Genomic DNA, 12,473 nt, shown 5'->3' with positions numbered 1-12,473 from the left:
GAGGGCCATCCGCACCCCGAAGGACATCCCATGAGCACCGTCACCGCCTCCTCCGCCCCGACCTCGGTCACCGGCACCGACGTCGAGCGCATCCGCGAGCTGCGGGCGGAGATCGACGCCGCCGACACCGAGATCATCGCGCTGGTCCAGCGCCGGCTGGCCGTCTCCCAGCAGATCGGCGCCCTCCGCTCGGCCAGCGGCGGCACCCGGCTCAACCTCGCCCGCGAGCAGCAGGTGCTCGCCCGGTTCACGGCCGCGCTCGGTGCCGACGGCGCCGCGCTGGGGATGATGCTGCTCCGCCAGGGCCGCGGCCGCCTGTAGCCCAGGGCCTCCTGCGGCCCGGCGCGTCAGGGCACCGCACGCCAGACCAGGGAGTCCTCGTCCCCGAGGGCGGAGACCTCCAGCAACGTCCCCGGGCACTGCGCCCGGACCTCGGCGCCGAGGTCGTGGGCGAGCTGGAGCGCCTCCTCGAGCCGGTCGGCGGAGCACTCGGTCGACACCCGCAGGAGGCCGCGCCCCTCCTCCCGCCACACCCGCAGGTCGGGGTCGCCCGGACGCAGGACCTCGGCCAGCCGGTCGAGGGCGTCGTCGTCCAGCGACGGTTCGGGACGCAGCGCCAGGAAGAGCGTGAAGGTGTCCACCCGGGAAGTGTGCCGGTCGGCCGCACCGGTGTATCCGGCTGCCCGCCCGCAGCCTCCTCCGGTCAGCAGCCCACCGGAAGGACGCCAGCCGATGCCCGAGCCGTTGCCCGTTCCCCCGTTCCGCCACCGCCTGCCCCGCGACGTCGCCGCGCGGATCCGCGCCACCGCTCCCCCCCGCCGGGCCACCGCGCAGCGGCCACTCCACCGAGCTCTGCGGCTGCTGACCTCCACCGTCCGGCACGCCGGGCCCGCCCGCCCTGATCCAGCGGAGCGCCCGCGTACCGGAGGCCGGAACGCGCCCACCGCCGCTCCCGGTGGTGAGCCGCGCACCCGGTCGCCGGGGCCGCCGGGTCGCGAGGGGGAGGACCCGGCCGGCCCCGGCCCCCTGTCACGTCCGGTGGCGCCGTCCCGTCTCCATGTCGACGACGCCCCCGACGCCAGAGGAACCGACATGACCGCGACCGGCACCGCCCGCATCCCCCTCGACCCCCCGCGCACGCTGCTGAACCGGCTCACCGGGTGGTACTCGCGCCGCACGTACGGCGCGGTGCTCGATCCCGCCGCCGCGATCGCGCACAACGGCCGGGTGCTGCGCACCTACATCCGCCACGAGCAGTCGGTGGCCCGGTGGGATCGGCTCGACCCGACGCTGAAGGCGCTGGCCGTCATGTCCTCGGCCGCCACCATCGGCTGTTCCTGGTGCCTGGACTTCGGCTACTGGGTGAGCACCCAGGACGGCGTCGACCCGGCCAAGCTCCGCGACGTCCCGCGCTGGCGCGACAGCGACGTCTACTCCGACCTCGAGCGCGACGTGATGGGCTACGCCGAGGCGATGAGCACCACGCCGCTCGGGGTCACCGACGAGATGGTGGCGCGGCTGCGGCGCCGGCTGGACGACGCCCAGCTGGTCGAGCTGACGATGATGGTGTCCGTGGAGAACAGCCGGTCCCGTTTCAACAGCGCTCTCGGGCTGACCAGCCAGGGGTTCAAGGACCGTTGCGAGCTCCCGGCGTGAGCTCCGCGCTCGCTCCCTTCGACCGCCACCGGCGGCTGCTCTTCGCGGTGGCGTACCAGATGCTCAGCAGCGTCGCCGACGCCGAGGACGTCGTCCAGGACGCCTGGCTGCGGTGGTCGGCGGCCGACCGGAGCGGCGTCGACGACGAGCGCGCCTACCTGGTGCAGATCGCCACCCGGCTCGCCCTGGACCGGCTGCGGTCGGCCCGCAGCCGGCGGGAGAGCTACGTCGGCCCGTGGCTGCCGGAACCGCTGCTGACCGACGCGGACCTGATCGCCGCCGGCTCGGGGCCGGTCGACCCGCCGGACGCCGCCGAGGTCGGCGAGCAGGTGTCCCTGGCCCTGCTCGTGGTCCTGGAGACCCTCTCCCCGACGGAGCGGGCGGTGTTCGTGCTCCGCGAGGTGTTCGGCCTGCCGGCTGCCGAGGTGGCCGCGGCGCTGGGCAGCACCGAGGTCGCCGTGCGCCAGACGGCGCACCGCGCCCGCGAGCACGTGCGCGCCCGTCGTCCCCGGTTCGAGGCCGACCGGCGGGCGCAGCGGGAGGTGACCGAGCGGTTCCTCGCCGCCGCCGCGGGCGGGGACGTGGACGCTCTGCTGGCGGCGCTGGCGCCCGACGTCGTCCTGGTCAGCGACGGGGGCGGCAAGGCCAAGGCGGCCCTGCGGCCGATCACCGGCGCCGGGAAGGTGGCGCGCTTCCTCGCCGGCGTCTCCGCGCAGGGACTGACCGTCCCCGACCTCCGGGTGGAGGTGGCCGACGTCAACGGCGGTCCGGCCATCGTGGCCTGGGCGGGCGGTGCACCCTTCCTGTCCATGTCCATGGTGCTCGGCGAGGACGGCCGGATCGAGCAGGTGCTGCTCGTCCGCAACCCCGACAAGCTCCGGGGCATCGGGTCGCGCTGACGGCCCTCCTGCAGGGGCGGGGGGCAGGAGGGTCCCTGTCCTAGGCTCGCGCGGGTGACCGCCCCCCTCCCCCGCACGCCGGCCGAGCACGTCGAACGCGTCCTGTGCGTCCTCGCCCATCCCGACGACGTCGACTTCGGCTCGGCGGGGACCGTCGCGACCTGGACCGCCGCCGGCACCGAGGTCGTCTACTGCATCGTGACCGACGGCGACGCCGGCGGCTTCGACGAGACCCCGCGGGAGCAGATGCCCGTGCTGCGGCGGGCGGAGCAGCAGGCCGCGGCCGCCACCGTCGGGGTGAGCGACGTGCGCTTCCTCGGCTACCCCGACGGCCGGCTCGAGCTGACCCTGGACCTGCGCCGCGACATCAGCCGGGTCATCCGGCAGGTCCGGCCGCAGCGGGTCCTCACCAGCTCACCGGAGCGGTTCTGGGACCGGATCGGGGCCAGCCACCCCGACCACATGACCGTCGGCGAGGCCACCCTGCGGGCCGTCTACCCGGACGCGCGCAATCCGTTCGCGTTCCCCGAACTGCTCGCCGACGAGGGGCTCGACGCCTGGACGGTGTCCGAGGTGTGGCTGGGGGCGAGCCCGCGGGCCGACCATCCGCTCGACGTCACCGACGTGCTCGACCGCAAGCTGGCCGCGCTGCGCTGCCACGTGACCCAGGTCAGCCACAACCCCGACCTCGAGCAGTTCGTGACGGCGTGGATGGGGCAGACGGCGACGCGCTTCGGCCTGCCCGAGGGCCGGCTGGCCGAGGCCTTCCACGTCGTGCACACCATGTGATCTGTCTCTGTGATCTGTCGTCCTCCGGACGACACCGCGACCAGATGCCGTCCGCCCGACCTGAGCCGCTGCGTCGCCCCTGCGCGGACCCCTCCGGGGCCCACTCGGCACGACAGATCGTCACCCTCGGCTGGCATGCTCCGCGCATGCCTGAGGACTGGTGGGAGGACCTGGTCGAGCGCAGCTGCGACGGGGACGTGACGGCCGGGTCGATGTTCGGCTGCCGGGGGCTGCGGACGGGACGGAGGTTCTTCGCCATCCGCTGGCACGAGCAGCTGGTCGTGAAGCTGCCCGCGGGGCGGCGGGACGAGCTGGTCGCGGCCGGGCAGGCCGAGCCCTTCGAGCCGATGCCGGGCCGGCGGATGAACGGGTGGGTCCTGCTGGGCGGATCCGTGGCCCGGGCCCCGGTCGTCGACGAGGCCCGCGCCTGGGTGGAGTCCCAGCAGTAGGTCACCCGCCCCCGAGGACCAGCATCGTCCCGCCGAACACGATGCCGGTGATCAGGCAGGTGATCGCGGTGAAGCCGAAGATGTCGCGCACCCCGAGCCCGGCGACGGCGAGCAGCGGCAACGCCCAGAACGGCTGGATCATGTTGGTCCACTGGTCGCCGTAGGCGATCGCCATGGTGATGACCGCCGGATCCACCCCGAGGGAGTCCGCCGCGTCCAGGAAGATCGGCGCCTGGACGGCGAACTGGCCGCCGCCGCTGGGCACGAACAGGTTCAGCAGCCCGGCCGACAGGAACGCGAAGAGGCCCAGCGTCCCGGGGCTGGCGATGTCGGTGAACCACCCGCTGAGCTGCGCCGCGAGCCCGGAGGCGGTCATCATGCCGATGATGCCGGCGTAGAGCGGGTACTGGAGCAGCACCTCCCCGACCGTGCGCACCGCCCCACCCACGAGCTCGGCCAGCTCGGCGGGACTGCGCACGATCAGCAGGATCGCCGCCAGGAAGCTCCAGTTGACGATGTCGAGGGTGAGGTCGAAGCCCTCCTGGGCGAGGTAGACCCCCAGGTACCCGAGCAGCGCCAGGCCCGGGATCAGCGTCACCACGCGCGAGGCCTCCATGCGCTCGGCCGGGGTCTCCGGGTCCTTCAGCGCGACGTCGGGCTCCTCCTCCCCCATCCGCTCGGGCAGCTCGATGACCCGGTCCGTGCCCTTGGGCGCCATGAGCACGACGGTGCCGATGATCGCCGCGACCGCGATCACGATCGCGATCAGGTTCCACGGCGAGTAGACGGTCTCGCTGATCGGGATGGTCCGGCCGATGGCCTCCTCGACGAAGCTGCCGGGCGTGGCGGCGGCCAGCGGGCCGGTGGCGCTGTAGCCCATGTGCCAGACCGCGAAGCCGGAGTAGGCGCTGGCGACCAGCAGCGGGTAGTGCAGCTGCGTGCCCCGGCGGCGGGCGGCGCGGCCCACCTCGAGGGCGATGACCCCGCCGACCACCAGCCCCAGGCCGAAGCTGATCAGCGAGGCGACGGCCGAGACGAACGCGACGAAGGCGTACGCGGCGCGGGGGCTCTTGGGCACGTCGGCGATCCGGAGCAGCCCCGCCTTGACCGGCCGGGTCAGTGCCAGCGTGTAGCCGAGCAGCAGCACGAGGGCGACCTGCGTCATGAACGCCAGCAGCCCGGCCAGCCCGTCACCCCACGCCCGGGTCAGTTCCGCCGGGCCGATGTCGCCGAAGATCAGCGCCAGCACGGCGACGATCACGGTCAGCACCACCGCGAACACGAAGGCGCCGGGGAGGTACCTCTCCACGCCGGCGACCAGGGGGCGCGACAACGTCCGCAGCATCCGCGGTCATCTCCTCAGGAAGCGAGGGGACGTGACCTGCTTCACGTCCGCCCTCAGCATCATGGGGGGACCCGCGACGCGGCGCTCGTCAGAGCAGGCGGTTGGTCGCCGCCCACCGGGTGAGCTCGTTGCGGTTGGACAGCTGCAGCTTGCGCAGCACGTTGGAGGCGTGGCTCTCCACGGTCTTGACCGAGATGAACAGCCGGGAGCCGATCTCCCGGTAGGTGTAGCCGCGGGCCAGCAGCTGCATGACCTCCCGCTCGCGGGCGCTCAGCAGGTCCAGCCCCGGATCGGTCGCCTCCTCCTCCGGCTCGGGCGCCGCCGGGCCGCCGGCGGAGAAGGCGTCGAGCACGAACCCGGCCAGCCGCGGGCTGAAGACGACGTCGCCGTCGGCCACCCGGCGGACGGCGTCGAGGAGATCCGGCCCCGAGATGGTCTTGGTGACGTAGCCCCTCGCCCCGGCCCGGATGACCGCGATCACGTCCTCCGCGGCGTCGGACACCGAGAGCGCCAGCCACTTCACGTCCGGGAGCTCCGCGCGCAGGGTCTCCAACACCGTCCGCCCGCCTCCGCCGGGCATGTGCACGTCGAGCAGGACGACGTCGGGCCGGGTGGCCCGGATGCCCTCGACGGCGGACGCGACGTCGGCGCCCTCACCGACGAACGTGACGTCGTCCCCCAGCTCGGCGCGCACGCCGGCGCGGACCATCGCGTGGTCGTCGACGACGAAGACCCGGGGGCCGGTCATGGGCGCGGTCACTGGCTCGCTCCTCTCGGGAGCACCAGCTCCACCTCGGTTCCCTCGCCGTGCGCGGAGCGGACGACGGCAGTGCCACCCAGCCGGGCCAGCCGGCCGTGGACCGAGTCGCGCAGTCCGCGACGGTCGTCGGGGACCTCCTGCGGATCGAACCCCTTCCCCCGGTCGCGGACGTACACCGACACCCGCCCCGGGGTGACCTCGGAGTACAGGTCCGCCGCCGTCGCGCCCGAGTGCTTGGCCGCGTTGACCAGCGCCTCCCGGGTGGCGGCGCCCAGCGCGGCGAGCTCGTCGTCGACGGGGGCGTCGCCGACCACGACCGGGTCGACCAGGAAGGCGTGGTCGGCCTCCACGTCGGCCACCATCTGGGCCACCAGGCCGGCCCAGGTGCCGCCCTCGCGGACCACCTTCGGGTCGTACAGCCAGGCGCGCAGTTCCCGTTCCTGACTCCGGGCCAGCCGGCTCACCGCCTGCGCGTCCTCGGCGTTCCGCTGGATCAGGGCCAGCGTCTGCAGCACCGAGTCGTGCAGGTGCGCGGCGACGGCGGCGCGCTCCTCCGAGCGGACCCGCGCCGAGCGCTCCTCGGCGCGGGAGGCCAGGAGCCGGCGCCAGATCGGGGCGGTCGCCAGCACCACGCCGGTGAGGATCACCAGGGTCGCGGCGAACCCGTTGCGGGCGTTGGCGAGCTGGCCGGTCGTGGCCAGCAGCAGGATGAGACCGCCCGCGGCCAGCGCGGCACCTCCGGCCAGGGCCCACCGGACCCCCGGGAGGCTCAGCGCCCGGTCGGTGTCGAGCTGGCGCCAGATGACCGCCATGCCGACGGCGACCACGAGCAGCGGCAGCGCCAGGCTGTTGCTGCTGAGGCTCGCCAGCTGGCCGAGGACCGTGACCGCGGCGATCCCGAGGATCACCAGCACGACCAGCTGGCGGCGCCCGGTGGGGCGCTCCAGCCGCACCGCGCCGGGCGTCGGGTCCTCGCCCGGCGCGGCGACGGACATGGTCAGCCACAGCAGCGCGTACAGGACGACGCCGATGCCGAAGCTCGCCAGGACGACGAAGGCGACCCGGACGACCAGCGGATCCTGGCGCAGGTGCGCGGCGGTCCCCGCGGCGACCCCGGCCACCAGCCGACCGGACCGCGGGCGCACCAGCGGCGGCCGCGCGGCCGTCGTGGCCGGCGGCGAGCCGGTCGCAGTGGTGGTCACGTACTCGATCGTCGCACCGTCGGGCCGCCCACCGACACCGGTGATCACCCTGGAAGAGCAGACCCGGGCGATCCAGGGTCGGATGGGGGCGTTCCCTGATGGATTACCGGGCAGACGATGGGCAGGCTCTGTGCCATGACCTCCGCACCGCCCCCGGCACCACCGCCTCCCCTGCCGCCGCCGATGGAACCGCCGTCCTGGCCCCCGCCGCCACCCGAGGGGCCCCAGCCGGTCCGCCCGCAGCTGCGCCGCAGCCGCACCGACAAGATCCTCGGCGGGGTCAACGGCGGGCTGGCCGAGTACACCGGCATCGACGCCCTGCTCTGGCGGGTCGGCTTCGTGGCCCTGACCCTCGCGGCCGGCACCGGCGTCATCGTCTACCTGCTGCTGTGGGTGCTCATGCCGGCGGGGCCACCCGCCGCCGCGGGCGCCCCGGGCACTGCCGGCGTCCCGGGCACCGTGCAGGCGCCGGCGGGGCCGCGGTCGCCGGTCCCCCGGATCACCGTCGCCGCACTGCTGATCGTGGCCGGGCTGATGGCGATGATCGCGAACTTCAGCGACTGGGACATCGGCCCGCGCGGCGTCCTCGGCACCCTGCTGGCCGTGGTGGGGCTCGGCCTCGTGGCCACGGCCTTCAGCAACCGACGGAGCGCACGGGGCGGGCTCGTCGCCCTGGGCGTCGTCCTCTCCCTGGCCCTGCTCACGGTGTCGACGGTGGACGTGCCCGGCTCCGGCGGCGTCGGCGAGCGCAGCTACCGGCCGACCACCGCCGCGGAGGTCCGCCCGCTCTACGAGATCGGGGCGGGCGAGATGACCGTCGACCTGAGCGACGTGGACCTCTCCGACCTGGACGAGCCGATCCGCACGACGATCGAGCACGGAGTCGGGGACCTGAACGTCATCGTGCCTCGGTCGGCCGACGTCAGCGTGCGACTGGACCAGGGCATCGGGGACGCCCGGGTGTTCGGCAGCGACGACGCCGACGACGGCCGGCTCGTGCCGGGCACCGGCTCGGCGGCGTGGACCGACGACGACCAGGCAGAGTTCGTCCTCACCATCGACCTCGGGGTCGGAGACGTGGAGGTGTCCCGTGGCTGACTACAGCGAGTTCCCCACGACCCCGACCGCCTGGCAGGAGCAGCAGCTGAGGGACTGGCAGACCGTGATCCCGTACTCCACCGAGGATCCCCCCGAGCCCCCCAGGCGATCGGTCGACCTGGGGGCCCTGATCCCGGGAGTCCTGTTCATCGCCCTGGCCGTCGTCCTGATGGCCGGCGTCGACCTGAGCTCGGGGTTCTGGGACGACGGTGGGTTCGTGTGGATGCTGCTGATCGGTGGCGGGATCGCGCTGCTGGTGTCGGAGGTGAAGAAGTCCCGCCGCCGCGGGCGCTGAGCGACGGCGCGGACGGCACGAGGGCCCGGGGAGCAGCTGCTCCCCGGGCCCTTCGCCGTTCATCCGCTGGCGAAGACCAGGGCGACGGTGCCCAGGTAGATCAGCGGGATGGAGATGCCCTCGAACCCGATCCACTTCCGGTCGCGGAGGATCAGCCCCCCGGCCAGGACGGCGGTCATCAGCAGGGTGCCGCCCAGCAGGACCAGGCTGGTCGGCCCCGCGTTCCGGTAGAGCGGACCGTCCAGGTAGGCCAGGTCGGCGATGGTGATCATGAGGACGTCGTAGACGTTGCCGCCGACGATGTTGCCGACGCCGAGGGTGAGCTGGCCCAGGCGGATGGCGGCGATCAGCACCACGAGCTCGGGCAGCGAGCTGATGGCGGTGGTCAGCGTGAAGCCGACCAGCCCGCTGTCGAGGCCGGTGGCGGCCACGACGCCGAGCCCGGCCCGGCCCACGATCCAGCCGGCGACGCCCACGACCAGCCCGAGTGCGGCCAGCCGCCCCCACATCCCGCGGGTGGACGTCCCGGCGTAGGGGTCCTCGTCCTCGGCGTTCCGGTTCCCGTTCCCGTTCCCGTTCCCGTTGCCGTTGCCGTTGCTCTCGCCGGTGTCGTCGTCGGCGGTCTGGTCGGTCTTCGTGGGCTGCCACATCGGCTCCTCGCGCATCTTGCGCAGCAGCCGCAGCCCGTAGCCGTAGAGGATCGGGATGAGCAGCGAGAGCGGGTGGAACCAGCCCAGCTGCAACCCGGGGGTGGCGTAGCCGATGACCGGGATCGCGAGCATCGCGGAGAGGATCACCGACTGCAGCACGTTCTCCAGCGACGCGGCCGCGTGCTCGAGATTGGCCCGCCGGTAGACGAGGTCGGCGATGGCCAGCCACACCGTCTGCAGCGCGATGCCGCCGATCGGATTGCCGAGCGCGAAGCCCGGGTCGCCCTCCAGTGCACCGGTCAGCACGGTGACGTTGCCGGGCAGCGAGGTCACCGCGCCCAGCAGGAGGGCACCCCCCACGGCGTCGCCGAGCCCGGTGCGCTCGGAGAGGGTGTCCGCGATGCGGGTCAGCCGGACCCCGACCACGACGATGACGACGGCCATGCCGAGCAACGCGAGCAGGCTGGGGACGAGCGGCCACGGCGTCCCGCTCACCCGTTCCTCCGCTCCGCGACGTCGCTGCCGGACCAGCCCAGCACAGGACGCACGAGCCCGCAGCGTCAGGCCCCGTTCCAGGGGCCCGCCCTGAGCGTGCGAAGGGTGGGGAGGAAGGGGGTCCTATTCCCACTCGATGGTGCCCGGCGGCTTGCTCGTCACGTCGAGGGTCACCCGGTTGACCTCGCGCACCTCGTTGGTGATGCGGGTGGAGATCCTCGCCAGCACGTCGTAGGGCAGCCGGGTCCAGTCGGCGGTCATCGCGTCCTCGCTGGACACCGGGCGGAGCACGATCGGGTGCCCGTACGTGCGCCCGTCGCCCTGGACGCCGACCGAGCGGACGTCGGCCAGCAGCACCACCGGGCACTGCCAGATCTCGCGGTCCAGCTTCGCCGCGGTCAGCTCGGCGCGGACGATCGCATCGGCCTGCCGCAGGACGTCCAGCCGCTCGCGGGTGACCTCGCCGACGATGCGGATGCCCAGCCCCGGGCCGGGGAACGGCTGGCGCTGCACCAGGGTGTCGGGCAGGCCGAGCCGGCGGCCGACCTCGCGCACCTCGTCCTTGAACAGCGTGCGCAGCGGCTCCACGAGGGTGAAGGTGAGGTCCTCGGGCAGGCCGCCGACGTTGTGGTGGCTCTTGATGTTCGCCGTCCCGGTGCCGCCGCCGGACTCGACGACGTCGGGGTAGAGCGTCCCCTGCACCAGGAAGTCGACGGTCTCGCCGTGCTCCTTCGCGTCGGCGACCACGTCGAGGGCGGCCTGCTCGAAGACCCGGATGAACTCCCGGCCGATGATCTTGCGCTTCTCCTCCGGATCGCTGACCCCCGCCAGCGCGCCGAGGAACCGCTCGCTGGCGTCGACGACCCGCAGATCGGCACCGGTGACGGCGACGAAGTCCCGCTCGATCTGCTCGGTCTCGCCCTCGCGCATGAGCCCGTGGTCGACGTAGACGCAGGTGAGCCGGTCGCCGATGGCCTGCTGCACCAGTGCGGCCGCGACGGCGGAGTCCACGCCCCCGGAGAGACCGCAGATCGCCCGCCGGTCCCCGATCTGCTCCCGGACGGCGGCGACCTGCTCCTCGACGACGTTGGCCATCGTCCAGCTCGGCTCGAGCCCGGCGATGTCGAACAGGAAGTGCTCGAGCACCGTCTGGCCGTGCGCGGTGTGCCGGACCTCGGGGTGGAACTGGACGCCGGCGAGCCTGCGGTCGACGTCCTCGAAGGCGGCCACCGGCGCACCGGTCGACGTCGCGGTGACGGTGAAACCGGGCGGGGCCTCGCTCACGGCGTCGCCATGGCTCATCCAGACGTTCTGCTCCACCGGCAGTTCGCCGAACAGCCGGCCACCCGTGGTCACCGTCAGCGGAGTGCCGCCGTACTCGCGGTCCCCCGTGTGCGCCACCGAGCCGCCCAGGCTCTGCGCCATCGCCTGGAAGCCGTAGCAGATGCCGAAGGCCGGCACGCCGGACTCGAACAGGGTCGGGTCGACCTGCGGCGCCCCGGGCGCGTAGACGCTCGACGGACCGCCGGAGAGCACGATCGCCGCCGGCTTGCGGGCGACGATCTCCTCGGCCGGGACCTCGGAGGAGACGATCTCCGAGTACACGCCCGCCTCGCGGATCCGCCGGGCGATCAGTTGCGCGTACTGGGCCCCGAAGTCGACGACGAGGACGGTCGGGAAGTCCATCAACGAAGCCCGCCGCCGATCGCTCCACCGATGACCAGGTCCACCCGCTGGAACTCCTTGAGGTCGCTGTAGCCCGTCTTGGCCATCGTGCGGGCCAGCGCGCCGAAGAGGTTGGTGCGCCCGTCCGAGGTCTCCGCCGGGCCGAGCAGCACCTGCTCCAGGGACCCCACCGGGCCGACCGGCGCCGACGTGCCGCCCCGCGGCAGCCGCGGATGGGCGGCCACCGAGTCCCACCAGATGCCGCCCGCGGGCGCCTCGGCGGCGATCCGCAGCGGTTCGCCGAGCTGGACGGCGTCGGCACCGCAGGCCAGCGCCCGCGCGATCGCGCCGCTGGTCTCGATCCGCCCGTTGGCGATCACGTGCACGTACCGGCCGCCGGTCTCGTCGAGGTAGTCGCGGCGGGCGGCCGCGGCGTCGGCGATGGCACTGGCCAGCGGCACGCGGATGCCCATGACGGCGTCCCCGGTGGAGAAGCTGTCCGCCCCCACGCCGACGATCACCCCGGCCGCACCGGTGCGCATGAGGTGCAGGGCCGTCGTGTGGTTGGCCGCGCCGCCGACGATCACCGGGACGTCGAGGTCGGCGATGAACTGCTTGAGGTTGAGCGCGTCGCCCTGCGTCGTCACGTGCTCGGCGGAGACGATCGTGCCCTGGATGACCAGCAGGTCGACCCCGGCCTTGAGCGCCGCCGGCGCGAGCTGCTCGGTGTGCTGCGGGGAGACCCGGACCGCCGTCGTGACCCCGGCGTCGCGCATCTCGCGGATGCGCTCGCCGATCAGCCCGGGCTTGACGGGCTCGCAGTACACGTCCTGCAGGAGCGCCACCGGGGGGGCGCCCGCGGCCGCGGCGTCGCGGAGCTTGCGGTAGACCGGCTCCGGGTCCTCGTACCGGGTCCAGAGGCCCTCGGCGTTGAGCACGCCCAGACCACCGGCCTGCCCGACGGCGATCGCCGTCGACGGGCTGACGACGGCGTCCGAGGGGCTGGTGACCAGCGGGATCCCGAAGCGGAAGGCGTCGATCTGCCAGGCGGTCGAGACGTCGTCGACGTCCCGGGTGCGCCGGGACGGGACGATCGAGACCTCGTCGAGGTCGTAGCCCCGGCGGGCGAACCTGTTGAGCCCGATCTCGACGGTCTCGCGTGCGCTCATC

14 protein-coding genes are annotated in these 12,473 nt (G+C 73.7%); 7 read left to right on the top strand and 7 right to left on the bottom strand.

The features are described 5' to 3' along the window. The first annotated feature begins 30 nt into the window (after window positions 1-30). A complete protein-coding gene (locus BM142_RS01475) occupies window positions 31-321 on the top strand; it encodes a chorismate mutase (RefSeq protein ID WP_092194986.1) in 291 nt (96 codons plus the stop codon). A gap of 26 nt (window positions 322-347) precedes the next feature. On the opposite strand, the gene BM142_RS01470 is transcribed toward BM142_RS01475, so the two are convergent. Beyond that, on the bottom strand, window positions 348-641 hold the full coding sequence (locus BM142_RS01470) for a hypothetical protein (protein ID WP_092194985.1): 294 nt from the start codon (window positions 639-641) through the stop codon (window positions 348-350). A 451-nt stretch (window positions 642-1,092) separates the two neighbouring features. Between BM142_RS01470 and BM142_RS01465 the strand changes: the two genes are divergently transcribed. The 4 genes from BM142_RS01465 (at window position 1,093) to BM142_RS01450 (ending at window position 3,793) form a co-directional block, all read left to right on the top strand. After that, a complete protein-coding gene (locus tag BM142_RS01465) occupies window positions 1,093-1,656 on the top strand; it encodes a carboxymuconolactone decarboxylase family protein (protein ID WP_092194984.1) in 564 nt (187 codons plus the stop codon). Beyond that, on the top strand, window positions 1,653-2,555 hold the full coding sequence (locus tag BM142_RS01460; protein WP_254790453.1) for an RNA polymerase sigma-70 factor: 903 nt from the start codon (window positions 1,653-1,655) through the stop codon (window positions 2,553-2,555). The genes BM142_RS01465 and BM142_RS01460 overlap by 4 nt, the downstream gene beginning before the upstream one ends. 54 nt (window positions 2,556-2,609) lie before the next feature. After that, a complete protein-coding gene (locus tag BM142_RS01455) occupies window positions 2,610-3,344 on the top strand; it encodes a PIG-L deacetylase family protein (RefSeq protein ID WP_092194982.1) in 735 nt (244 codons plus the stop codon). 146 nt (window positions 3,345-3,490) lie between these two features. Continuing rightward, window positions 3,491-3,793 carry a TfoX/Sxy family protein gene (locus tag BM142_RS01450; protein ID WP_092194981.1) on the top strand — a complete coding sequence of 101 codons (303 nt, stop codon included), beginning with the start codon at window positions 3,491-3,493 and terminating at the stop codon, window positions 3,791-3,793. 1 nt (window position 3,794) lies between these two features. Here the strand turns inward: BM142_RS01450 and BM142_RS01445 are convergent, their stop codons facing one another. The 3 genes from BM142_RS01445 to BM142_RS01435 all read right to left on the bottom strand — a co-directional run bounded on the left by BM142_RS01445 (window position 3,795) and on the right by BM142_RS01435 (window position 7,100). Beyond that, a complete protein-coding gene (locus tag BM142_RS01445) occupies window positions 3,795-5,138 on the bottom strand; it encodes a short-chain fatty acid transporter (protein WP_092194980.1) in 1,344 nt (447 codons plus the stop codon). Window positions 5,139-5,226: 88 nt separating this feature from the next. Continuing rightward, window positions 5,227-5,898: a response regulator gene (locus BM142_RS01440; protein ID WP_305764358.1), complete on the bottom strand. Its 672-nt coding sequence runs from the start codon at window positions 5,896-5,898 to the stop codon at window positions 5,227-5,229. Then, window positions 5,895-7,100, bottom strand: coding sequence for an ATP-binding protein (locus BM142_RS01435; protein ID WP_092195190.1), 1,206 nt, complete (start codon window positions 7,098-7,100; stop codon window positions 5,895-5,897). Before BM142_RS01435 ends, BM142_RS01440 begins: the two co-directional genes overlap by 4 nt. A gap of 135 nt (window positions 7,101-7,235) precedes the next feature. Between BM142_RS01435 and BM142_RS01430 the strand changes: the two genes are divergently transcribed. Continuing rightward, window positions 7,236-8,198 (top strand): PspC domain-containing protein, encoded by a 963-nt coding sequence (locus tag BM142_RS01430; protein ID WP_092194979.1) that lies wholly within the window; start codon window positions 7,236-7,238, stop codon window positions 8,196-8,198. Continuing rightward, window positions 8,191-8,493, top strand: coding sequence for a hypothetical protein (locus BM142_RS01425; RefSeq protein WP_092194978.1), 303 nt, complete (start codon window positions 8,191-8,193; stop codon window positions 8,491-8,493). The genes BM142_RS01430 and BM142_RS01425 overlap by 8 nt, the downstream gene beginning before the upstream one ends. 59 nt (window positions 8,494-8,552) lie before the next feature. On the opposite strand, the gene BM142_RS01420 is transcribed toward BM142_RS01425, so the two are convergent. The 3 genes from BM142_RS01420 to BM142_RS01410 form a co-directional block, all read right to left on the bottom strand. After that, window positions 8,553-9,638, bottom strand: coding sequence for a sodium:calcium antiporter (locus BM142_RS01420; protein WP_254790452.1), 1,086 nt, complete (start codon window positions 9,636-9,638; stop codon window positions 8,553-8,555). A 123-nt stretch (window positions 9,639-9,761) separates the two neighbouring features. Beyond that, window positions 9,762-11,324 (bottom strand): glutamine-hydrolyzing GMP synthase, encoded by a 1,563-nt coding sequence (gene guaA / locus BM142_RS01415; RefSeq protein WP_092194977.1) that lies wholly within the window; start codon window positions 11,322-11,324, stop codon window positions 9,762-9,764. After that, window positions 11,324-12,472, bottom strand: a complete 1,149-nt coding sequence (locus BM142_RS01410) for a GuaB3 family IMP dehydrogenase-related protein (RefSeq protein ID WP_092194976.1) — start codon at window positions 12,470-12,472, stop codon at window positions 11,324-11,326. Before BM142_RS01410 ends, guaA begins: the two co-directional genes overlap by 1 nt. Window position 12,473 lies beyond the last annotated feature (1 nt).

Origin of the sequence: Blastococcus tunisiensis (assembly GCF_900112815.1) — a bacterium.
GTDB lineage: Bacteria > Actinomycetota > Actinomycetes > Mycobacteriales > Geodermatophilaceae > Blastococcus_B > Blastococcus_B tunisiensis.
This window is presented reverse-complemented; position numbering and strand designations above follow the sequence as displayed.